The organism is Xanthomonas sp. NCPPB 1132 (assembly GCF_056629235.1).
The window spans coordinates 65,835-88,101 of sequence record NZ_CM152819.1; the positions used below are offsets into that span (position 1 = coordinate 65,835).

Here is a 22,267-nt window from a genome sequence, read left to right on the forward strand (position 1 = left end):
CGCCCCGCTGCCCGCATACTCGCGGGCCGGGGAGGGAGATCGACGCGCGCCGGCATGGTGCGCGCCGATCGCAAAGGAGCGAGATGAAACAGGCAATTCGCAGTGGCGCCGTCGCCGACCACATCGTCGCGGCTGAAGCCGCTCCTACGCGCGCACCGGCTCCTCGCAGGAGCGGCTTCAGCCGCGGCAGCCGGCCTCGGTCTTCCACCGCACTCCCCATGCGCCTGCGCGGCATGCTCCACAGTCTCACCCTGCTGTGCGGACTCGTCTGTCCCACCATCGCCACAGCCGCGACTCCCGAACTGCTGTTCCGCGTCTCCGCCGACCACGGCCTGGACGCCGACGTCGCCCACGGCGACCCGACACCCAACTTCCGCGACAAGATCGCCCTGGTGCCCACCGGCGTCTCCGGCCAGGCCATCGAATGGGCCGACGACGGCGTGCTGTCCTGGAACGCCCCCGGCAACCTCTACACCCAGCGCGGCACGTTGTCGTTCCTCTGGCGCTCGCGCTACCCGGTGGGCGAAGCGCCGTTCGTGATCTTCCGCGTCGGCTACGCCGACCACACCAGCTGGGACATGGCCTGGCTGCGCATCGACTGGAACGGCCACGGCTTCGATGCTTTCGTCACCGATGCCAACCTGGCGCGCACCCGCGTCTCCTTCAAGCTCGACAAGGTGCCTGCGCCCAGCGCCTGGACCCACCTGGCCTTCGCCTGGGACGAGACCCGCGGCGTGCGCCTGTACGTGGACGGCAAGGAAGCCGCGCGCGTGGACTGCACCCAGGCCTGCGCCGACGGCGGCTCGCTCGACTTCGATGCCGCGCTCGACCAACTCGGTCTGGCCGCGCGCGTGCTGGCGCCGCACCAGGTGCAGAGCCGCTACAACTTCCTGCGCGGCAGCGATGTCGACGAGATCCGCGTCTACGACCGCATGCTCGACGCCGCCGGCGTCGCCGCGCTGGCCCGGCAGCAGGAGCCGCGCAGCGCCGAAGCCGTGCCCGAGAATGCCGCGCGCAACGCCTGGCTGCACCGCTTCGGCTGGGACCACTGCCGCGCCCCGCCGGCGCTGGATGCCCCGTCCACGCGCATCCGCAAGGTCGAGTTCGCCGACGCCAAGGACCTGAAGGAATGGATGTGGAAGGCGACCGACGGCATCGCCGAGACCACCTGGCCCGGCGTCTACAACCGCTCGCGCCTGCCCGGCCGCAACGATTACTTCCAGTTGCCCGACTGGAACGTCTACGTCGAAGGCGGCAAGGCGCTGGACCTGGCCCTGCCCGACGAACCGTTCAACCGCATCGAACTGCGTGGCGCCGCCTACGGCCAGGCCACCTATGCCGCCGTTGGCGCCACGCCTGCGCCGCTGTTCTCGCGCGCCCAGGGCACCGTGCGCAGCGTCGACCAGTTCGAACGCCGCCGCGGCGGCCACCTGCGTTTCACCAACGTCGCCCAGGAAACCCCGATCCAGGAGATCTGGGCCTACGACGTCGGCGCCGGCGCCGAGCCGGCCAACCCCAGCGCCACGCTGCGCTACACCGTGCACAGCGACATCGCCCCGGACTACGCCAACCTCGCCGCGCTGCGCGCCTACATCGCCGGGCGCTACCCGCCGGACGAGCGCAGCACCGTGGTCGCGCTGCCGACCAAGGCGCCCTCGCGCAAGCGTGCCGACGACAAGACCGCGGTGCCGCCGCTGCCCATCGTCCACGTGCTCATTCCGTCCAACCTCGGCGACGCCCCGGCCGCGCAGCCGCTGATGCGCAGCTGGTCCTACGGCTGGGAGAACATGCACGACGGCTTGGACGGCATCGCCATCGACCTGCCGGCGCTGCAACTGCCGGCTACGCACAAAGGCCTGATCCCGCTCAACATCCGCGTCAAGGATCCGATCTGGCCCGGCCGCGACATGCTCGACGTGTCGGTCTCGGTCGCGCCCGGGCAGGCGCGCACGCTGTGGCTGGACCTGCGCGACCGCATCCTGACCGACGACAGCCTGATGCTCAGCATCGCCTCCGCCGCGCCCGGCTTCGACGCGCGCGCGCTGGACGGCGCGCAGATCCGCCTGCTGTTCAAGCCGCGCGACCAGGCCAAGGTCGAGCACATCGCCGACCGCTTCAACCAGGTCAAGGACAACTGGGGCTTCCTGGTCGAGGAACACACCACCTCCAAGCGCCAGCGCCTGTACGCGCGCCTGGATGCCGACATCCACGACCTGCTGCGGGTGGACCCGGACAACGCGCTGGGCCGCCAGTACTGGGCCGACATCAGCTACGGCAACCAGGGTCCGCTGCCGGTGCAGTTGCCGCAGCCGCCCAAGGGCGTGCCGGGCTGGGCGTTCTGGCAGTTGGAAGATCTCAAGGCCACGCGCCGCTACATCAACTGGTGGATCGACGAGCGCCAGGTCGACTATGGCGATTTCGGCGGCGGCATCTCCGACGATTCCGACCTCACCCAGCAATGGCCCGGCGTCGCCCTGATGGGCGTGGACCCGGACAAGCTCAACGCCTCGCTCACCGCCCTGTCCGACGCCAACTACCGCAACGGCATGTTCACCGACGGCCTCTCCACCATCGAGACCGACGAACTGCATTCCTACGAAGACGGCATCAACATCAACAGCGAAATGCTCTACCTCAACTGGGGCGACCCGCTGACGGTGGAGCGGCTGATGCGCACGGTGAAGGCGTTCGACAACATCATCCAGGTCAACCCGCAGGGCCACCTGCTGTTCGCCAGCAACTGGTTCGGCGGGCGCAAGGTCTACCGCGAACCGAACTGGCAGTGGCAGAAGCCCTATTCGTTCCCGATCCTGCACCCGGCACTGCTGCTGGGCGGCTACAACGCCGACCCCAACAGCCGCCGCATCGTCACCGGCCTGGCCGACGGCTACCTGGCCCACGCCTACACCGACGCCAAGGGCCAGTGGGCGCTGCCCAACGAGATCGACTGGGCCACCGGCAAGACCCGCGGCGGCAGCCTGTTCGACGGCAGCGGCGGCCCCGACACCCTGCACACCTTCTGGGCGGCCTACCGCTGGACCGGCGATGCGCGTTATCTGAAGGCCATCGACTACCGCGTCGCCAAGGCCGGCCCCGGCGGCCTGTCCCTGCTCAACGAGAATTTCCTCGACGTACTCGGCAAGCGCGACAGCTGGGGCGCCAGCCTGGCCAAGACCGCGGCCGACGCCGACCCCGACGACGCGCCGGACTTCGCCCACCACGTCGCCTGGGAACAGAGCGGCGACCCGCGCTGGCTGGAAACCCTGTACCGCGCCGAGACCCGCGACAAACTGCAGACCTTCTACATGAACACCGAAGGCCACTGGTGGAGCGACCGCGTCGAATCGCCAACCGTGAACCTGCAGCGTGCCCGCCTCGGCGGCGTCGCCCTCAAGCGCAACCAGACCTATCCCGGCCACACCGTCAGTTGGCGCTTCGCCGATCCCGAAGGCGCGGTGCAGGTGGCGCTGCTGCTACCGAAGCCGCGGCAGGATCGCTTCACCGTCATCGGCTACAACACCAGCGGCAAGGTGCAGCGGGCGCAGATGACCGGGTGGAATGTCGCGGCCGGGCAGTGGCGCATGCGTGCGGGTGTGGATCGCGACGGCGACGGGAAGATCGATGGCAAGGCCGCCACGCGCGAGTTCGCGCTCGAGAAGAGCGGGGCGGTGGACGTGGAATTCCCAGCCGGGCAGACGGTGGTGATGGAGTTCGAGCTGGTCACGCCGGCCGCGGTGCCGGTCGAGCAACGGCCGGATCTGGGGATTGGGCGTGGGGATGTGCGGGTGACGGACGATGCCATCGAAGTCACCGTGCATAGCCTGGGGCATGTGGATGCGCCGGCTGGGTTTGTGGTGCTGGAGGATGCGCGGGGTCGGGAAGTGGCGCGGGCGGCGTTCCAGGCGCTGGCGGCGCCGCGCGATCTGGAGCCGAAGACGGCGTTGGTGCGGTTGGTGGTGGCCGGTGGAAAGAGCGCCAAAAACGGTCGGCTGCGTATCGTCACCCAGGGCGACGTCGCAGAACTGACGAAGAGAAACAATGTGGTGGATGTGCCCTGATTTAATCGAGCCCACATCAAGACGCGCCCTTGCCTAGCGGGGCGCGCATTCACCTCGGAATGTTCCCGACGGACGGCCGCATTTGTCTCCCCAAAAAGTGTGACGTCGTGCTAAAACAGGATCGTCTGTGGGAGAACGGACTTCCATCGGACCTGATTGGACGGGCGCGCCTGCGGGATACGCGGCGTAGAGCGCCGATCTGCAACGGAAACTAGGAAGCCACTTTTTCTCAGGGGGAAATCGATGTTTACCAAAGTCTCGATCATCGGGGCGCTGGCTGGGTTCGCCATGTGCCTGGCTGCTGCATCTGCGGACGCACGTGTGCGTGCGGCGGGTTCACACCACACGACCAGTCACGGCGGTCACTACACGTCGGGCCATGGCTCTTCGCACAAAGGTGGTAGCTATCGTAGTTCTAATACCAACAATCAATACCGGCGACATAAGCATTAGTTTCTAAGTTAAAAGCTCAAGGCGAAGAGATCAGCTGAGTGGAATCGTCGAAGTTGATTGTGTTTTCTCCGTATCCGTTAATCTGAAATTCCAATTTGACCCGGGCTATCGCTTGGAGTGAGGAGGCTTTGCGGCCAACAGGCGTATACGCAGTTGTATGGGTGGTAGATTTTCCGTGCGTCGCAAGGAAGGGAGGCTGCAATGTGGTCAGATATAGAAACCAGGCACGACTATTTAAACTATCTGGAACTGGCAGAGGTGGTTTCAGAGATCCTTCTTAATCCCTCCATGCGCCCGGTGTCGGTGGGCGTATTTGGCACTTGGGGCACAGGTAAGTCGAGCCTCCTCAATCTTATCGAAGTTAAGCTCTGCGAAAGCGCCAATGATAAGGTAATCGTCATCCGTTTTGATGCTTGGTTGTACCAAGGCTACGATGATGCACGCGCCGCGCTGATGGATGTCATCGCACGCACTTTGTATGACGCCGCAAAGGAGGATGCTGGCCTGCGTGGAACGGCCACGAGCATGCTCAAACGAGTAGATAAGGTGCGAGCATTGGGCGTTGGGGTGGAGTTGGCAGCTGCCGCTTTCGGTGTTCCTTTGTTCGGCGTGGCGTCACGGGCGATCGGTGCGTTGGGCGATGTCGTGGCAGGTAAGGCCGACGAGGAGGATGGCAAAGCGCTAGTGAATAGTGGAAAGCAGGTTGCGAAGGTGATTCGGCCTGCCAAGGAGCAGAGCCCCCCCGAGCAGATCGATGCTTTTCGCGAGGAGTTCGCTTTGGTACTGCGAGGGCTTAAGAAGCCCATGGTCGTATTCGTGGACAATCTGGATCGCTGTCTTCCCGCGCAGACCATCCACACGCTCGAAGCGCTACGCTTGTTCCTTTTCATGAAGCAGTCGGCTTTTGTGGTGGCGGCTGACGAAGACATGGTTCGAAATTCGGTTAGTCAGCACTTCAACGGCGCAAGCGCTCGGCATGTCACCGACTACCTGGATAAGCTGATCCAGATCCCAGTACGCGTCCCCCGTCTTGGGATCACCGAGATTCGAGCTTACTTATTCATGCTATTTGCAGACGCTGGCAATGTCTCGGAGGCCAACCGGAGCGATCTTCAGGCGGGGCTTGAAGATAATCTTAGAAGGAGTTGGGAAACAGATCCCTTGACTGTTGAAGAAGCGTTGGCTTACTGCGAAAACCCTAGTGATGAGCTGAGAAGTAGTTTTGAGACTGCTGACCGGTTAGCGCCTTTGCTGGTTAGGTCTACTCATGTGCTCGGTAATCCTCGCTTGATCAAGCGGTTGCTCAATACCGTGCGATTACGTGTTGCGATTGCCGCTCGCAGGAAGATGCCTGTCAATGAGGCGATGGTCGCGAAATTTGCTTTGTTTGAGCGATGTGCCGATGAACAGGCGATCAATCAGCTCTACTCGCTGATCACTAGTGCATCCAAGGGAGCGTCGCCACTGATAGCTGAGCTTGAAGCGCTGTCGAATGATCGCGAGAAGTTCGTTGCCAAGGCGCCAAAGGAGTGGGAGAAGAGCGTGGCTTTCATCTTCGACTGGTTTGGTCTTGAACCCAAGCTCGGAAAACTGGATCTGCGCTCACTTGTGTATCTGAGCCGTGAGACGGCTGTATTGCGGACTAGTTCCTCCGGGCTATCGGCTGCTGCGCTAAGCGCGTTGGCAGGCTTGCGTGAGGCTAAGACATTGTCCTCTCCGATGGGGTTGGGTGCCGTGCGAACGCTCCCACCAGGTGAGCGTAGCGATGTCATGCGCGAGCTAATCGGTCAGATGCGTGGCCACGCCGATTGGAAGAAGAAACCTGATGGCTTCGTGGGTGCGAAGCTGCTTGCCGATGCCGACTCTAGCGCCGCAGCGCAACTGGCCGTCTTCATCCGCAGTCTGCCATCGCCGTTGCCAGGCTGGTTAACCGTCAGTGTGAAAGACGCAGATTGGTTCAAGGAGGAGGCATAAATGGGGACTTCTACGTCTAGTAAAGGTGCCAATAACCGCAGTCCTTTGGTACCGCCTTGGGCCGATGTAGATGGGAAAGGTCCAGGTCCAGAACCTGAGCCCAATCGCTTTCAGGGTTTTCGCACCTCTCTCGGTCGCTTTGTTGCCACTGGCGATGGGGAGTCGCTCCGAAAGGGATTGCGAGCATATGCCCAGACGTCGACTGGTGGATCGGAACATGGTCCGCGTCGATTTGGTGCGATGGCTCAGGCCGGCTCCTGGTTGTTCGATGCACTCACTGCTTTGCGAACCAACCCGACTGCTGCACCGTTCAATCTCGGAGCACTAGCGGGTCACTCTACGCGAGAGCTGATTGATGCTCTAGTGGAGGCGCTGGTTCCGATAAATGGCGACGCGGAGCGCATTCGCGTAGCGCTGACCGAGGCGCTCGCCACGTGTTTGGATGGTGTGGAAGATTTCGACTTTGCTGCAATTACCGAAGAGATCATCGTCGAGCTAATGGTGGTCTATACGGCGCTTTGCGTTTTCGAGCAGATCGTTCTCGACTCCAATGAGGCCTTCACCAAGGCTGAGTCTACTGATCGCGCTCGGGAGGCGGAGAAGGAACTGTGGGAACTGGTCCAAGCCACCACCGACAAGCACATGCAACCGTTGCTGCAAGATCAAATTGGCCAGATGAATCAAGCGGATATGCAAGCTGCTCAGTTGGAAGCTATCAAGGAAGTCTGGAGCGAATGGGAGGGCTTTGAGCCATGAACCAGATCATCGTGCATCCCGACACAGACGAACTCCCGATACCCACCGAATCACGTATACCTGTGCATCTCTATGGGCGGCGTCCTCAGTATATAGGCGGAGGAACCGTGGGCGGCCCGGTCTTGGACAAATTGTCTCGGGTGCAAAACCATTTGAACCGGACGGCGTTTGACTTTTTGTCCTTGTCATTGGCCGTAACTGCAGCTGATACATTCGCTGATCGTGGCAAAGCGCCTGACGGCTGGGCTCGAGAGATCAAGCTAAAAGTAGCTTTGATAGACCCTACGCGCTGGCGGCCGGCCATTCCGATTCTCCAGCGAGCTTTGGGCTTTCTTAGTGGTGATGAGTGGACTTTGCAGTTCGTGCGCGGGGGCTCGCGCCCGCCTGTGCCGCGTGATCGGGTGCAGCGAAAGATCATTTTGGATGGCTGCGATAGCGTATGTTTGTATTCGGGCGGGTTGGATTCCGCCATTGGAGCGTTGGACCTGCGCAGCCGAGGCCGCAACCCGGTGCTGGTTAGCCATGCGTATCGTCTGGATGGCAGCAGACAGAAGGAACTCTTGGCTCACTTTGGGCCAGGTGTCGTGCGGTTTGCTACGTCGGCCTCACCAGTGGCGAGTCTGGGTCGTGGCCATGATGTGCAGATGCGCACCCGCAGTTTGAACTTTCTGGCCATGGGCGCACTGATGGCCGCCTCACTTGGGCAGGGGCGCACGACACTCTTCGTGCCAGAGAATGGCCTGATTGCCATCAATCCGCCTTTGACAAACCGACGCATCGGAGCGTTGAGCACCCGCACCACCCATCCTTACTATCTACATCAAATCCAGACCGTGATGGACATGGTGGGCATCGACGTGGAGCTGGTAAACCCCTATGCCCAGATGACAAAGGGTGAAATGATGACGGCCTGCGCGTCCCAGCCGCAATTGGCGGCGATGGCGTCACGGACCGTGTCGTGCGGTAAGTGGAAGCGCACGGGGGTGCAATGCGGTCGATGTGTGCCCTGTTTGATCCGGCGGGCATCCTTCTACGCTGCAGGATGGCAGGACAACACCGTCTACTCACCCGATGCCAGAAACCTGCTGCACTTTTTCCAGCACAGTTCAGGCTCAGATGACCTGATGGCTATGATGTTGGCTGCTGAGGCGCTGGATGACACGGATATGGCCGCATGGGTAGCCAAAGCGGGACCCATGCCATTGGCAGCGGTTGACCGTCAGGCGCGCCTGGAAGCGGTGCATCGTGGGATGATAGAGGTCAGGGATTTCCTGGGTTCTCACCATCTCGTGTAATGGCCGCACCGCTGATCGATATGCACTGTCATTTGGACCTGTATCCAGAGCCTGCGGTGCAAGTTAGTGCCATAAAGTCCAGCGGCGCATATGTGCTGTCGGTTACCACCACACCTCGTGCATGGGAGAAAACATCAGCCTTAACCGCAGGGCACAGCCGCATCAAGACGGCATTGGGCCTGCATCCCCAGCTGGCGGCAGAACGGCGCTCAGAGCTCGCCTTGTTCGATGCGCTGCTGCCGCTCGCCCGCTATGTCGGGGAGGTCGGATTGGATGGCGGCACCGAATACCGGACAAGTTGGGAGGCACAGGTTGCCATCTTCGACCATGTGCTGGCCTCGTGTGTCCGGGCTGGTGGGCGCATCCTCACCCTACATAGCCGTAATGCCGCAACGGCAGTACTTGACGCGTTGGAGCGACACCCTGGCTATGGCGTGGCGATTCTCCACTGGTTCTCTGGCAGCCAACGCGAATTGGCCCGGGCAATCGAAATGGGATGCTGGTTTTCCGTGGGCAACGGCATGCTGCGGGGGCAGAAGGGGCGGGCATTGGCGGCGATGATGCCCCCGGACCGAGTGCTGACTGAAACCGATGGACCTTTCGCCACTGAGAATGGGGAGCCGTTGCAGCCAGCCCAGTGCCAGACATCTGTTCAAACGCTTGCGCGGCTGTGGAAGATCGAGGCCGAGCTTGCGTCACGGCGCATCCTAAACTCGTTTCGAAGACTGGCCTCGTTATAGTGCGTTTCAATTCCATATCGCCAGATGCGAGGGGAGCTCGGCCTCTTCTTTGAGCAAACTAATCTCCGCGCGGACTAGGTGGCGCCAGAAGAACGAGAAATAGGTCAGAGTGAAATTTTCTGTGTTGGTCACCCTAGGAAGGACAATCTGACGAAAATTCTCTAGGCCCAGTTTCTGTCAAGTGGCGCGGGCGCCGTTTCCTGCGTTAGGTTGCCGCGAGATTCGGAACTGAGAACTGCGGAGGTGGGGTTGGAGGTACTCGTAGGCGGGGAGGCCGACAACAGGCACGAAAAGTGGAGGAATTTCAAATAAGTGGACGATTGACGTAAGCCCCTGACTCAGGGAGGATTGTGTTGCGCCGCATTTAGAACGTTCAATAATTGGGGGTAGATGAACTATCATGGCAAACCGACCTTCACTTACTGATGCTATAGTCGTAGCGATCGCTCGGCTCGTCGATGATTCACAGAGTGATAAGCGTGAGCCCACGCACTCGGATATCGAGTTTCAGATTGATCAAGCCAAACTCGCGGTTGCTGACCCTGGCAGATTGAGCAGTAAGCCAATCGGAAAATCAAAGCGAGTACGTGGCACCTTGAGTTGGGCGTTATCCAACAATCCTCCCGCTGGGGAGGTGCTTGTTGTTGGCCTCATTTCAACCGTTCAAGGTTACGGCGGGTTCCGTCCGACCTCTAACAACTACTGCGGTGCCGAGGCAATCACTAACCTCACCTCGGTCTTTGCCGCACAAGGCTGGGATCTCTCGTCTGACGGTTCGCTCCAGCCGAGGGTACTAGATTCCCTGACGGGCAAAGCCCTTACGGCGGCCCTGCAAGCATATGCTGACCGCGCACGACGCGGATCGCTGGACAGTCCATTGCTAGCTGGAACGGCTAAGGACCTACTGGAGGCAACCGCCGCTCACGTGCTAGTGCAGAAGTGGGGTTCATATTCGAGCACCTCCAACTTCCCAACCTTGTTGGGTCAAGCTTTCACGGCACTTGGCCTTGCCACTCCGAGTGATCCAGTTATTGCTAGTGAACCTATCAATAAGCGTATGGAGCGTGCTGCGTATGAGCTCGGTTGCGCTTTGAACGCTTTGCGCAATAAGCAAGGCACTGGTCACGGTCGGCCTTGGATTGGTGGTCTCACACCATCGCAGGCTCGCTTCTCCATTGAGTCTATGGGAAACATTGCATCACTGATGCTTGATGCTCTGACCCCGTGAAGCTGTCCCCTAAAAATCATTCCAAAACAGCAGTCAGAGTCACGTTGAGTGCGATGACTTTGAAATTTCGCTCTGCGGAGACGTATGACAAGGGCGATGTGTGGGTTTTCGCGGAGCTTGTCGCGCAAAGCGTGGGTCTGTGACGCAAACTGGCGTCACGCCGCGGGACGCGATCTTCTAGCGAGAACCCAGGCGGCACCGGATCGCCGCCTGGATCACGCCAAACGAGGGAACCGCGGAGGCTGCGCCTCAGCGCTTCGCCGCCGCGCGCCGGTACACGCCATTGAAGCTGACGTTGGCGCCGCCGCACTGCAGGTTGTCCGAGACGACCAGCAGGTCGCCGAGCAGTTGCAGGCGGACCTTGCAGTCGTCCTCGCTCAGTTCCAGCCGGTTGCCTTCCGGAAAGCCGCGTGCGGTGACGGCGCCCAGGTTGGGGCCGCCGGGCCTTTCCTCGGGGCTCGGGTTGGCGCTGGGCCAGTAGGCATCGCCGTTGGCGGTGAGGGTGCCGTCGCCGTTGGCGAGCAGCTGCAGGGCGTTGTCGCCGTCGTGCCACTGACCGACCCAGGCCTGCGGCTTCGGTGCGGCCGTCGTCGGCAGCGCCTGCACGCTGGACGCCGCCACCCAGCCGGCGCTGCCGCCGACCTTGTTGGGGTAGAACGCGCAGACGAAGCCGCCCTGACGCTGCGCCAGGATCACCGTGTCGTCCTTGACCACATAGGCGCGCTGCCGGCACGCGGCCTCGCCCTTGGCCGGGCAGCCGTTGTCGTCGTTGAGCAGGTACAGGCGCGGCACCGCGACCTTGGCGAGCGAGAACCCGGCCGTGCTCATCGGGAAGCCGCCGTTGCGGCACATCGCCGCGTCCTCGTCCGACGCCGCGTGAGCCAGTGCGGGAACCGCCAACAAGGCGAGCAGCCAGGTCTTGTGCATCAGAGTCGCTCCAAAGGTGGGGCGACAGTGTGGTCCACGGCGGGTGAACCAGTGGCGAGCGAACCGGCAGGCGAGGGCGTCGTGGTGCCTGCCAGTCACTACCGTCAGGAGGGGGCAGTGGTCCAGCCGCAAGTCATTCGACTTGCGACGCCCACGCGGAAAAAAGTCTCGGCCTGTAAGGTAGATGCCATCAGGCACGTTGCAGGGATCCCCCTTTGCGGCGATCCAGGTTTCAGACGCAGAGGGTAGTGGAACGGCAGTGAAGTACCGGGCAGGCGATGTCTTTGCGATCCCGTTGGACACGGGAACGTATGCGCTATGCCAGGTGCTGTGGGCGCCGCAGGGCGACTATCGCCAGGTGGTCGGCTTTTGTGTGCTGGAACGGCATGCATCCATGCCGGCGCTTGGCCCGTCGCCTGGACAGCCGCTGCCGGTGCGCGACAGCAACCAGGACATCCGCTTGCTGTTTGCCGGCACTCAGAAGCTCAAGCGCGGCGACTGGCAGATCATTGGCCACGCGCCGCTGCCCGAGGAGGCAGGGGAACTGCTCACCTTCCACATCGCCGGGGAACTGCACGAAGGCGATACCTTCGTGCGGATGCTGGCGGTGGACGAATACGCCCGCTATCCGTCGATGTCGGTGCTTGGATTCGAACTGGTGCATCGGCTGCTCAGCGGCAGCCAGTGAGCCGTTGACGGCCACCGGCCGCTGGGCGAGCATCGCATGCAGGCCCAACGCAGGGGCGTGGCCGGCGCCGTACATCACTCTGTTTGGATCAGCTGACACCATGCCCGCACGCCTGTTGACCGAGATCGTCCTGCGCCCGATGCTGGAGATCGTCCTGTACGGACTGTGCTATGTCGTCGGCATGATCGTGGTGCCGGCGTTCTCGTTCGGCTGCTACAGCGTCGAACCGTGGAGCAGCAAGCAGCGCAGGAAATCCGGCAAGCGCAGTGCCTATCTGGCCCCGCGCGTGGTCTCGGCCGACACGGCGGCCTTCTGGGGTGGGTTCGCGCTGGTGGGCTTTGGGCTGTTGGGCTATGCCCTGTGGCAGGCGGCGGGGAGCTGACGCCAAGGCTGGGCGGGGCAAAACGGAGTAGTAAACCGATTGAGTCCTGGCTGAGCAAGCGGCATCTAGAGTGCCCTTATCTTGCCTCGTCATGCCTCTGCTTCATCCATATCAACATTGCTCTATGAAGGTCTACGTGATGGCAAAGGATCTATACTGCTGGCGTTGCGACAAGGTGGTGGCAATGCTGGACGACGCAGAATGGGAAACCATGGATCCTGCATTGACCGAGTCGCTCTACGATATTCAGGAGCTCCGGCGGCAGAATGGAATCTCCTTGCACGAAGCGCTGGCAATGCCATACGGACAGCGGGCGCGCCAGCTCTATCACGAATTGACCGGGCGGACCGAGACCAATCCGGCCGTGATCTGGCATCACCGCCTGTCCATCTACGGCCCCCCGTGCCACGTCTGCGGAAAGCCATTGCGAACGCCGCGCGCGAAGCTCTGCGCTGCGTGCGGCAAGAGCATACCCACTTGACCCGCCCGGCTGCACGCGATTGCATCGGGCCTGCCGGTATACGCTGGTGGATGTCGGCGACAAAGGAATACACATGCGAGATCCAGAGAGAATCGATGGCGTCCTCGCCGCGGTGAAGGAGGCATGGCAGCGCGATCCTGATCTGCGTCTCGGCCAATTGATGATGATTGCGGTAAAGCCCGAGTTGCCGTGTCGCGAGATGTTCTACATCGAAGATGACGCATTACTGCGGTCTCTGCGGAACGATGCGGATGTGCGTCGCGTCGCATCGACACGCCGTCGGGATGAAATGCTGACCTTGCGTCGCGCGGTCAGCGAGGTGCTGCACTACATCTGGGACCCAATCGGCATCGCTGGAACACCGCAGGCGCGCGATGAGTACGAAGGCTATGTCGAGCCGATCTGCAGTCTGCTCTGGCAAGGTGCGGACCATCCGGCGCTGGTTCGTCATCTGCTGCAGCTCAGCGAGCAGGGTATGGGTCTTCCCGGAGTGCAAGAACAGGCCGCACGGGCGGCAGACAGATTGCTGGAGTGGCGTGAGATCGCGACAGGTTGAGTAAGGAGCGCTATTCGCGACCTTGGCTCTACGGCGCGCCTGTGCCAACGTTGCATGGTGATGCTCGACTCCCTCGCAATGGACTGCACCTGACCCTTATGCCCCATTCCGGCACCTGCTTCACCACCCGACACACGCTGTCGGCGCTGCGCGATCAGATCGGCGAACGCCCGGAGCTGGAGATCGCATTGGAGTGCATGATCGAGGTAGAGGAGGAACATTTCCCGGACCCACCGACCTTTGCGGCGCTGTCGCATCTGGCGCAGTGCACGGCGTGCCAGGCCTGGAGAACCGCCTGGATGGACGCGCAGTTCCCGGAGCGTGTGGTGTGGCGCAAGCGTGTCGCACGCTACTGCTGCAGCAGCATGTTCGCCGCGGTGACCAAGCCGGACAGGGTGGTGCGGATCGGGTTCGAGCTGTTCCGCGGCGAGGATCCGACCTGGTATCTCAACGACGCGATCTGTGTGCAGTTCTGTCCATGGTGCGGGCAGCGTCTGCCCGATCAGCCTTTCGAGCCGGATCTGGAGCCGGAGCCGGAGCAAACACCGTGAGGCTGTACCGCCGCTGCGTCGCCATGACGACGGCAGGGCTGCCGCGACGGTCGATCGCCCTGTGGCTGCTCAACCGGCTTGCGGATCCGTCGCACGACCACGCTAGTTGCCGCGTGGCCACGTCGGCGCATGGCGGTGTGCGATGAAGCAGCGCCTGCTCGCCGTCGCGATCGCGCTGCTGTCCGCCGGTTGGGTGCTGCCGTTGTGGTGCGGTGTCGAGGCGTGGCTGACGTTCTGGCAACGCGGGGGCACAGCGTCGTTGCAAGGTGGTCCTCCCGGCGACTCGTTTCCGTACCTGCTCTTCGCCTCGGCCTGCAGCAAGGTCGCCAGCGTCTGGCTTGCCGTCGCACTCGGCATCTGGGCGTATCTGGGCGCGCGTGCCTGTCTACGACAGATGCGATGAGTTGTCATGCGCCCGTGTTGCAATGGGTCCGGCCCGTCGCTGCACCACGGTATCGGTCCCTGGTGGCAGGGCGCTGCGAGAGATGCCCATGTGCCGTAGCGGCGATGCCGGCCGCCACCGGGTTGCATGACGTGCCGCACCGTTGTCCACCTGGGCGGCCGTGCATGCGTTACCTTCCTGGACCGCCCATCCGCGCCTGCTCGCCATGACGCAGCCGCGCCGATGCGTGCGTCCGCCCCCTGATCGTTCGAGAGTCAAGCTGCCGCATGCATCCTGTCATCCACTTCCGCTCCCGCCTGCTCGAGGTGAGCGCCGAGCCGGAGAATCCGATCAATCCGATCCGCGGCAGCTCGCTGCTGGACTGGCTGCGCGTCCGTGTCGGCGACAGCATGGTGCTGTCCGAGCCGGACCCGGAAGACTGGGGCTGGGCGTCCGAAGCCGAATGCCAGGGGCGCTCCTACCTTGTCGGTGCCTACGCCGAGGAAGAGGTCGACGGCAACCATACCTGGATGTTGCAGATCGAGAAGGAGCGCTCGTTCTGGGAGCGCCTGCTCGGCCGCCATGCGATGCACGACGACGATCCGTGCTTTGTGCGGTTGCATGCGCTGATCGCCGCCGAACCGCGGTTCACCGACGTGGTGGTGGAACGCGAACCCTGACGGCCTCCGCCGGCTCGATGGCGGCGCAGCACGGTGCTCGACGGTGGGCGCCCGACTGCAGCACGCCCGCCATCGTGCTTGGGTATGCTCGCAGGTCCGTCCACGTCCGCGTGCTCCGATGCCGAGTCGAACCCTGTCGCTGTTTTCGCTGCTGCTGATCGGTATTGCGCCCGCGCTGATGGCGGCGCCCAGGCACTGTCTGCCGTACGGGCCTACCCAGGTCACCCTGTCCGGCACCCTGGCGCCGTCGCCCATAGAATCCGCGGCGCCCACCGCGCCGCATGCCCACACGCATGCCGACGCCGCTGCGGCAGCGACCCAGGAAGAGGTGCTGATCCTGCCGCAGCCGCTGTGCGTGGCGGCGTCGACGGACGGGCGCCAGCCGCGGCACGAGCAAGTGCGCCAGTTGCGGCTGGTGGTCACCGCGGACCAGGCGGCGCATCTGCGTGAGGAAGGGAGCGGTCAGGTGGTGCGGGTGACCGGAAGACTGGCGCATGCGCCGGCCGGCCCGGATGCACCGCCGCTGCGTCTGAGCGTGCTTGGGGTGGACAGCGACTGAAGGACCGCCCTGGTACGTGCTTTTGCTTCGACTCGGTGAAATGTGTCGTGGTCTTGTAGGAGCGGCTTCAGGGCACCTCTAAAAACCCCACCTTTGGCATCATTGGTCTGGAGAACACGCCGAGGACGCCACGATGATCAGCCTGTTTGCCGGCCACGAACGCGAAGCCAAGCGGCAGCAGATCGGCGATCCTCTGGCTCTGCTGTCACGGCATATCGACTTTGCCGGGATTGCTCACGCCGTAGACGCGAAGCTGTCCTTGGGTACCGGCAAGCGCGGCGGCCGTCCGGCTTGGCCGACGCAGATGATGATCAAGCTGCTGCTGTTGCAGCAGTTGTACAACCTCTCCGACGATGCGCTGGAGTATCAGGTGCTGGATCGGCGCAGCTTCCAGCAATTCCTTGGACTGGAACACAGCGGCAAGGTGCCCGACGCCAAGACGATCTGGGTGTGGCGCGAACGGCTCAAGACCAAGGATCTGATGGGCGACATCAGCACGGCGATCGGTGAGCAATTGCAACGTGCTGGGTTCATTGCCCGCGGCGGTCAGATCATCGACGCCAGCATCGTCAGCGCTCCGATCCAGCGCAACACGCGCGAGGAGAACGCGCAGATCAAGCAGGGCGATGACGTCGGCCAGGACTGGAGTGATGCCAAGCGTGCGCAGAAAGACGTGCAGGCACGCTGGACCAGGAAGCATGGGGTGACGTTCTACGGCTACAAGCTGCACGCCAGCACGGACCGCCGCTGGGGTTTCATCCGCCGCTACGACGTGAGCGCGGCCAACGTGCACGACAGCCGCCACTTCGAGCAGGTGCTGGACCCGGACAACACCGGCCGCACGGTATGGGCCGATAGCGGGTATGCCGATGCAGCGCGAGAAGCAGACCTGAAAAAGCGTGGTTACCGCCCCGCGATCCAACATCAAGGGCAGGCACGCAAGCCCTTGAGCGAGGCAGCAAAGCGCCGGAACCGTCGCATTGCCAAGGATCGGGTGTTCGGCGAGCACCCGTTTGCGCGCTTGGCCCAACAAGGCGGCAAGTTCGTACGCTGCATCGGCTTGGCGCGGGCAAAGGTGGTGATCGGGCTGAAGGTCGCCAGCCATAACGTGATGCGGCTGGCACGGCTACAGGAGCGGGCCATGGTGCCGGCGTGATCGGCTGAGGTGGCCGAGCGGCCACCTCAGCCTCCCAACCACCACGATCAGGCGCCGCTCTGGTGCCGTTGCGACAGATGCTGCCCCTGGCTCCAGGTCGTGGCAGGTTGTTCGAGGTGCCCTTTAGCCGCGTAGGCGTTCCCGGTAAAGCCCGTCGCGGCTGAAGCCGCTCCTACGTAGGTGCGTGGAGTCCGGGTCAGATCGGATGTCTCCTGTTACCCAGGCCGCCTGGTTGCTGCGTCCACGCCGGTCGCTGGCGCGCACGGGGAGCGCTCGCATTGACGGCGCGCAGCGCCTCGTTGAGGATCGCCATGCCGCGCCTGGCGGCTCAAGGTGTCGGCGATCGATGAGGGGAATTCGTTTTCTGTGTGCGATGAGCCTGTGGCTGAGCGCGTTCGCCGCCATCGCCGGCGAGTCGCCGGCGCGCACGGTCCAGACGTTCTATACCTGGGCGATCGCGCCCGAGCACGCCGACGGAGACGTTGCGCAGGTCCGGCAGCTGCTGGGGCGGGACTTGTTCGCGGCGCTGCAGGCGCAGCGCGCCTACGAGGCGGCCTGCGCCAAACTGGTGCCCGCAGACGTCAAGCCGCACATGCTCGACCAGAGCCCGTTCTTCCTGTGGCCGGACCAGCCCACTGCGCTGGTCTCGACGACCGCCCAGGTCACCGGCGACACCGCGCAGGTGCATGCCAGCCTGGCCATCGATGGCCAGCAGTGGACGGACACGGTGGTGCTAGGCTGCCAGGACGATCGCTGGGTGATCTTCGACATCGCCTGGCAGGAAGGAACGCTCACCAGACGCCTGGCCGAGTTTGCCGCGCAGCGCTGCACGCAATGACGTCGCCGGCGTAGACGAGGGAAGCACGATGGACGAACTCGGCAGCCGTACCGTGTTATTGCTGAGCCTGCAGCGCGCTCTGCTCGGCGAGGTGCACCCGCAACTGCGGCAAGCCTCGATCGAGGCCGATCGGGCGCGGCGCGTAGTCCGATTGCGCTTCGAATACGATGGCCCGCCGTTGGAAGCGCCGCACGAAAGCTGCTCGCGCGCCGCCACCGAGGTGATCGCGGACTTCCCGGCAGGCTGGAACCTCGAAGAAGCGCATGTCGCCGTGCCGATGCCGGCGCCGCTGCAGGCCCTGCAGCACGTGGCATATCGCCGCGCAGAAGCGGATCATTCGGCCTGACTGGCGCCGCCGGTACCTACCGTTCCTCCGTGCCCGCCTCCACCACCCCGGGAATCGGCGTGGCCGCGGGAAACGCGTCGCGCAGCAGGTCCACGCCCTGCTGCGGCTTGGCCAGCGGCGTCAGATCCTGGCGGTTGGCACGCAGTTCGGCGCTGCGGTGCGGGGCGATGGCATCGCGGCGGGCCTGCAGGTCCGGTTGCAGTTCGCCGTCGCGGTTGAACGACCAGGCCAGCATCGGCTCGCCCAGCGGCAGGGCGTCGCCGGCGGCATCGCCGTCGCGCGAATGCCAGGTGTGCCAGGTCTTGCCGTAGCTGTTGAGCTTGCTGCGCATCAGCGCCTTCTCCGCGGTCAGCGGCAGGCCGGGTGCGGACAGCTGGCCGGACAGGATCTCGCCGTTGTGCGGATGCCAGTAGCGGCGCTCATCGGGCGGGAGTTGCTGGAACAGCCGCTCGGAAATGATGTACTCCACGCCGGTGAGGTTGGCCTGCGCGGTGTCGCCGTCGAACAGGGCGCACTGGGCGAAATCCTCGTTGGCCTGGCGGCAGAAGTGGTGGGCTTCCATCTGCTGGTGCGGATGCTCGCGCATCGGATGGAAGCCGACCAGGTGGATGTCCAGCACCGCGGCCGGGCCACTGTCCTGCAGTGCCTTGGCGCCGGCTTCCAGGACCCGGGTCTTGGCGCTCTCGGCCGCGCCGGGCGGTTGCGCGGCGGGTTCGGTGGGGTCGCGCCCGCAGGCCGCCAACGTCAGCAACAGGGGAGCGAACAGGATGCGGCGCATGCGGTACTCCAAGGGCGGCGCGGCGGCGTGGGCCGCATGGCCCGGACGCGTGGCGCACGACAAGGGGCAGCATTGGCTGCGCCACGTCGATCGGCCGTGGCCGGGGTGTCTGCACGGCGTCGTGACGCGCAGAGCCGACCATGTGGCGTGGCGCATGCACGTCGGCAGATGTCCGCTGCAGCGGCTTCGCGCGCCGTCGGGCGGTCATGCATCGTTGCGCCGTGGCCGATATGCCGTCATTGCAATGGCGGTGCAACACAGACGACATATCGTGCCGCGCTGCACCACCGTATGGCGCATGCCGTCGCGGGCTGCTGCGCAAGCCGAACGGACTCGATTCTGCGCGCTCACAAGGATCCGACATGCTGCTCTCCTCTCTCTCCCCGCGGCCGCTGGCCGCGCGCGCCGCGCCGGTCCGTACCCGCTTGGCGCAGGCTTGCGCCGCCCTGGTGCTGGCCTCGGTCGCCGCCGCCGCCGCCGCGCAGGACAGCGCGCCGTCACTGGCTGGCAGCGAGACCCGCCCGGCCAACGCCGCCGGCACTGGCGATGCGGCGACCTCGCTGGACACCATCATCGTCACCGCCGAGCACCGCGAGCAGAACCTGCAGGAAGTGCCGGTGTCGGTGGGCGTGGTGCAGGGCGAGGCGATGCGCGACTTCACCGCCGGCGGCGACGACACGCTGCTGGCGCTGTCCGGCCGCGTGCCCAGCTTCTATGCCGAGACCACCACCGGCCGCATCTTCCCGCGCTTCTACATCCGCGGCCTGGGCAACATCGACTTCTACCTCGGCGCCTCGCAGCCGGTGTCGATCATCCAGGACGACGTGGTGCTGGAGCACGTGGTGCTGAAGTCCAACCCGGTCTACGACGTGGACCAGGTGGAAGTGCTGCGCGGCCCGCAGGGCTCGCTGTTCGGCCGCAACACCACCGCCGGCATCGTCAAGTTCGACAGCATCAAGCCCAGCGACGACTACACCGGCCGCGTCACCGCCAGCTACGGCAGCTACAACACGGTCTCGGTCGACGGCGGCATCGGCGGCCCGATCAATGACGTGCTGTCGTTCCGCGTGTCCACGCTGTACCAGCACCGCGACAACTGGGTGGACAACACCTACACCGGCCCCAGCGCCGACGGCACAATCACCCCGAAGAAGGACGCGATGGGCGGCTACGACGACCGCAACGCGCGCCTGCAGTTGCTGCTGAAGCCGAGCGAGAACTTCTCCCTGCTCGGTTCGTTCCACACCCGCGACTACGACGGCACCTCCACCCTGTTCCTGCGTGGCGCCCTGCACAATGGTTCCAACAAGGTCGACGTGCCGCGCGATCAGGTGGCCTACGACGAAGCCCACGACAACCCGCAGGCGTACAAGACCCACGGCGCCTCGCTGAAGGCGATCTACGACTTCGGCGGCGTGTCGCTGACCTCGATCAGCGCCTACGAGACCACCTCCGGCTACAGCCGCGGCGACACCGACGGCGGCGCCGCGGCCAACTTTCCGGTCAACGGTGTGCCCAACGGCTACGGCCAGTCGATGGGCCAGGTGCGCGACCTGGACCAGTACACCCAGGAACTACGCCTGGCCAGCGAAGGCGACGCCCCGCTGCAGTGGCAGGCCGGCGCGTTCTACTTCGACGGCAAGGACACCACCGATTTCTACCAGCGCGCTTACTTCCTGCAGACCGCCGCACGCAATCCCAACAACTGGGTGCGCCTGCACAACAGCAACACCTCCTGGGCCGGCTTCGGCCAGCTGACCTACAAGGTCACCGACGCGCTGACCCTGACCGCCGGCGTGCGCCAGACCCGCGACAGCAAGGAGACCAAGCTGCTCAAGACCGCCGACACCGCGGCCGGCGTGGTCACCTACAAGGGCCGCCGCGACGTGCGCCTGGCCGACACCCAGCCGAGCTGGGACCTGAGCGCGATGTATGAGATCAACCCGAACGTCAACGTGTACGCGAAGGTCGCCCGCGGCTTCCGCGGCCCGACCATCCAGGGCCGTTCGGCGGTGTTCAACTCCGACTTCACCACCGCCGACTCGGAAACCATCCTGTCGTGGGAAGCGGGCATCAAGACCAACCTGTTCGACAACCGCCTGCGCCTGAACGTCACCGGCTTCACCTACACCGTCGACGACATCCAGCTCAACGGCAACGACTCCAACGGCAACGGCGTGCTGTTCAACGCCGACAAGGCCAAGGCCTACGGCATGGAAGCGGACCTGGACTGGCGCCCGATCCCCAACCTGTCGCTGACCGCCGGCCTGAGCCTGCTGCACAGCGAGATCCAGGACAAGCGCGTGTACGCGCAGGTGTGCGGCCTGAACGGCGTGGTGGTGTGTACGGTGAAGGATCCGACGATCCGCATCGGCAACAACACCTTCGCCCAGATCGACGGCAACCCGTTGCCGAACGCGCCCAAGTACAACGTCAACCTGGCCGCCCGCTACGACATCCCGGTCAACGACGGCGGCGCCTTCTTCGTCGCCACCGACTGGAACAAGCAGGGCTACACCAGCTTCGTGCTGTACGACTCCACCGAGTTCACCTCCAATGGCAACTTCGAAGGCGGCCTCAAGCTGGGCTACACCGGCAACTACGGCGCCTGGGAAGTGGCGGCGTTCGCCCGCAACATCACCAACGAGAAGAACCTCAAGGGCGTGATCGAGAACTACATGGCGGCCGTGTACAACGAACCCCGCATCGTCGGCGTCTCCTTCAACCTGCACTGGCACTGATCGCAGCAAGTCGTAGCACCACGCCGGCAGCACCTGCCGGCACCAGCGGGCGGGAGGGCGACAGTCCTCCCGCCCGTTTGCGTTTGGCAGGATAAGTTGCCGCAGCTGTGACCATAGCCGTTGCCGTTGCCGTTGCCGTTGCCGTTGCCGTTGCTGTTGCTGTTGCTGGGCTTTGGCTCTCGCTTTTGATTTGCCGGGTTCCCTTCCGAAGCGGCGGCCATCGCGGGGAAACACCCGAAGGGCGGCGTACATGGATGTACGCCGTCCGCGGCAGGGGCAGGATGCCCCTTCCGCGGATCCCCGGGATGGACGCGGACCCGGAGCGCGCAGCGCGGAGGGCGCAAGGCAGGGCGCGCTTTCTTTTGGTTACCTTTTCTTTGCGCGAGCAAAGAAAAGTAACTCGCCCGCAAGGGCGAAAGCCTTTGCTTCTAACTGATGTATCAGATGAAGTGAGCCGTAGGAGCGGCTTCAGCCGCGACCGCGATTTCACGGTAGAGCCCGGTCGCGGCTGAAGCCGCTCCTACGACGCCTACGACGCCTACGACGCCTACGACGCCAAGAGCCCAAGAGCCCAAGAGCCCAAGAGCCCAAGAGCCCAAAACAAACCCGCCACCCATCCCAAATCCCATAGCGCCCCCGCCCCCGCTCTGCTAAAGTCCGCGCCCAGCGCTGCCGGGTCCGGCAGCCGGGCACAGCCG

21 protein-coding genes are annotated in these 22,267 nt (G+C 64.0%); 19 read left to right on the plus strand and 2 right to left on the minus strand.

Annotated features, from left to right (window positions below):
- Window positions 1-233: 233 nt before the first annotated feature.
- The 7 genes from AC1G9L_RS00305 to AC1G9L_RS00335 all read left to right on the plus strand — a co-directional run bounded on the left by AC1G9L_RS00305 (window position 234) and on the right by AC1G9L_RS00335 (window position 10,504).
- Complete coding sequence (locus AC1G9L_RS00305) at window positions 234-4,058, plus strand: LamG-like jellyroll fold domain-containing protein (protein WP_481069936.1); 3,825 nt, start codon at window positions 234-236, stop codon at window positions 4,056-4,058.
- 243 nt (window positions 4,059-4,301) lie between these two features.
- Complete coding sequence (locus AC1G9L_RS00310) at window positions 4,302-4,511, plus strand: hypothetical protein (protein ID WP_481069938.1); 210 nt, start codon at window positions 4,302-4,304, stop codon at window positions 4,509-4,511.
- Window positions 4,512-4,712: 201 nt separating this feature from the next.
- Window positions 4,713-6,485 (plus strand): P-loop NTPase fold protein, encoded by a 1,773-nt coding sequence (locus AC1G9L_RS00315; protein WP_019799579.1) that lies wholly within the window; start codon window positions 4,713-4,715, stop codon window positions 6,483-6,485.
- A gap of 240 nt (window positions 6,486-6,725) precedes the next feature.
- Complete coding sequence (locus tag AC1G9L_RS00320) at window positions 6,726-7,241, plus strand: hypothetical protein (RefSeq protein ID WP_481069940.1); 516 nt, start codon at window positions 6,726-6,728, stop codon at window positions 7,239-7,241.
- Window positions 7,238-8,536 carry a Qat anti-phage system QueC-like protein QatC gene (gene qatC, locus AC1G9L_RS00325; protein WP_481069942.1) on the plus strand — a complete coding sequence of 433 codons (1,299 nt, stop codon included), beginning with the start codon at window positions 7,238-7,240 and terminating at the stop codon, window positions 8,534-8,536. The genes AC1G9L_RS00320 and qatC overlap by 4 nt, the downstream gene beginning before the upstream one ends.
- Window positions 8,536-9,276, plus strand: a complete 741-nt coding sequence (qatD, locus tag AC1G9L_RS00330) for a Qat anti-phage system TatD family nuclease QatD (protein WP_481069943.1) — start codon at window positions 8,536-8,538, stop codon at window positions 9,274-9,276. The genes qatC and qatD overlap by 1 nt, the downstream gene beginning before the upstream one ends.
- 400 nt (window positions 9,277-9,676) lie before the next feature.
- Window positions 9,677-10,504, plus strand: coding sequence for an abortive infection family protein (locus AC1G9L_RS00335; protein WP_481069945.1), 828 nt, complete (start codon window positions 9,677-9,679; stop codon window positions 10,502-10,504).
- Window positions 10,505-10,753: 249 nt separating this feature from the next.
- On the opposite strand, the gene AC1G9L_RS00340 is transcribed toward AC1G9L_RS00335, so the two are convergent.
- Window positions 10,754-11,431: a hypothetical protein gene (locus tag AC1G9L_RS00340; protein WP_019799584.1), complete on the minus strand. Its 678-nt coding sequence runs from the start codon at window positions 11,429-11,431 to the stop codon at window positions 10,754-10,756.
- Window positions 11,432-11,726: 295 nt separating this feature from the next.
- On the opposite strand from AC1G9L_RS00340, the gene AC1G9L_RS00345 reads away from it, so the two are divergent.
- The 11 genes from AC1G9L_RS00345 (at window position 11,727) to AC1G9L_RS00395 (ending at window position 18,050) form a co-directional block, all read left to right on the plus strand.
- A complete protein-coding gene (locus tag AC1G9L_RS00345) occupies window positions 11,727-12,119 on the plus strand; it encodes a hypothetical protein (protein ID WP_481069947.1) in 393 nt (130 codons plus the stop codon).
- Between the two features lie 100 nt (window positions 12,120-12,219).
- Window positions 12,220-12,501 carry a hypothetical protein gene (locus tag AC1G9L_RS00350; protein ID WP_481069948.1) on the plus strand — a complete coding sequence of 94 codons (282 nt, stop codon included), beginning with the start codon at window positions 12,220-12,222 and terminating at the stop codon, window positions 12,499-12,501.
- A 124-nt stretch (window positions 12,502-12,625) separates the two neighbouring features.
- Complete coding sequence (locus AC1G9L_RS00355) at window positions 12,626-12,982, plus strand: hypothetical protein (protein ID WP_019799587.1); 357 nt, start codon at window positions 12,626-12,628, stop codon at window positions 12,980-12,982.
- Window positions 12,983-13,055: 73 nt separating this feature from the next.
- The gene (locus tag AC1G9L_RS00360) at window positions 13,056-13,538 is read left to right on the plus strand and encodes a hypothetical protein (protein WP_019799588.1); all 483 of its coding nucleotides are present in this window, start codon (window positions 13,056-13,058) and stop codon (window positions 13,536-13,538) included.
- A 98-nt stretch (window positions 13,539-13,636) separates the two neighbouring features.
- Window positions 13,637-14,089, plus strand: coding sequence for a hypothetical protein (locus AC1G9L_RS00365; protein WP_019799589.1), 453 nt, complete (start codon window positions 13,637-13,639; stop codon window positions 14,087-14,089).
- A 142-nt stretch (window positions 14,090-14,231) separates the two neighbouring features.
- Window positions 14,232-14,492 carry a hypothetical protein gene (locus AC1G9L_RS00370; RefSeq protein ID WP_019799590.1) on the plus strand — a complete coding sequence of 87 codons (261 nt, stop codon included), beginning with the start codon at window positions 14,232-14,234 and terminating at the stop codon, window positions 14,490-14,492.
- A 266-nt stretch (window positions 14,493-14,758) separates the two neighbouring features.
- Window positions 14,759-15,151, plus strand: coding sequence for a hypothetical protein (locus tag AC1G9L_RS00375; protein ID WP_010340810.1), 393 nt, complete (start codon window positions 14,759-14,761; stop codon window positions 15,149-15,151).
- Window positions 15,152-15,269: 118 nt separating this feature from the next.
- Window positions 15,270-15,710, plus strand: a complete 441-nt coding sequence (locus AC1G9L_RS00380) for a hypothetical protein (protein ID WP_019799591.1) — start codon at window positions 15,270-15,272, stop codon at window positions 15,708-15,710.
- A 133-nt stretch (window positions 15,711-15,843) separates the two neighbouring features.
- Window positions 15,844-16,866 carry an IS5 family transposase gene (locus AC1G9L_RS00385; protein ID WP_019798968.1) on the plus strand — a complete coding sequence of 341 codons (1,023 nt, stop codon included), beginning with the start codon at window positions 15,844-15,846 and terminating at the stop codon, window positions 16,864-16,866.
- 373 nt (window positions 16,867-17,239) lie between these two features.
- Complete coding sequence (locus AC1G9L_RS00390; protein ID WP_019800645.1) at window positions 17,240-17,704, plus strand: DUF3828 domain-containing protein; 465 nt, start codon at window positions 17,240-17,242, stop codon at window positions 17,702-17,704.
- A 28-nt stretch (window positions 17,705-17,732) separates the two neighbouring features.
- On the plus strand, window positions 17,733-18,050 hold the full coding sequence (locus AC1G9L_RS00395) for a MafI2 family immunity protein (protein WP_019800644.1): 318 nt from the start codon (window positions 17,733-17,735) through the stop codon (window positions 18,048-18,050).
- 16 nt (window positions 18,051-18,066) lie between these two features.
- Here the strand turns inward: AC1G9L_RS00395 and AC1G9L_RS00400 are convergent, their stop codons facing one another.
- Window positions 18,067-18,828, minus strand: a complete 762-nt coding sequence (locus tag AC1G9L_RS00400) for an OBAP family protein (protein ID WP_481069949.1) — start codon at window positions 18,826-18,828, stop codon at window positions 18,067-18,069.
- Window positions 18,829-19,190: 362 nt separating this feature from the next.
- Here AC1G9L_RS00400 and AC1G9L_RS00405 point away from each other — a divergent pair, with 362 nt between their 5' ends.
- A complete protein-coding gene (locus AC1G9L_RS00405; RefSeq protein ID WP_481069951.1) occupies window positions 19,191-21,569 on the plus strand; it encodes a TonB-dependent receptor in 2,379 nt (792 codons plus the stop codon).
- Window positions 21,570-22,267 lie beyond the last annotated feature (698 nt).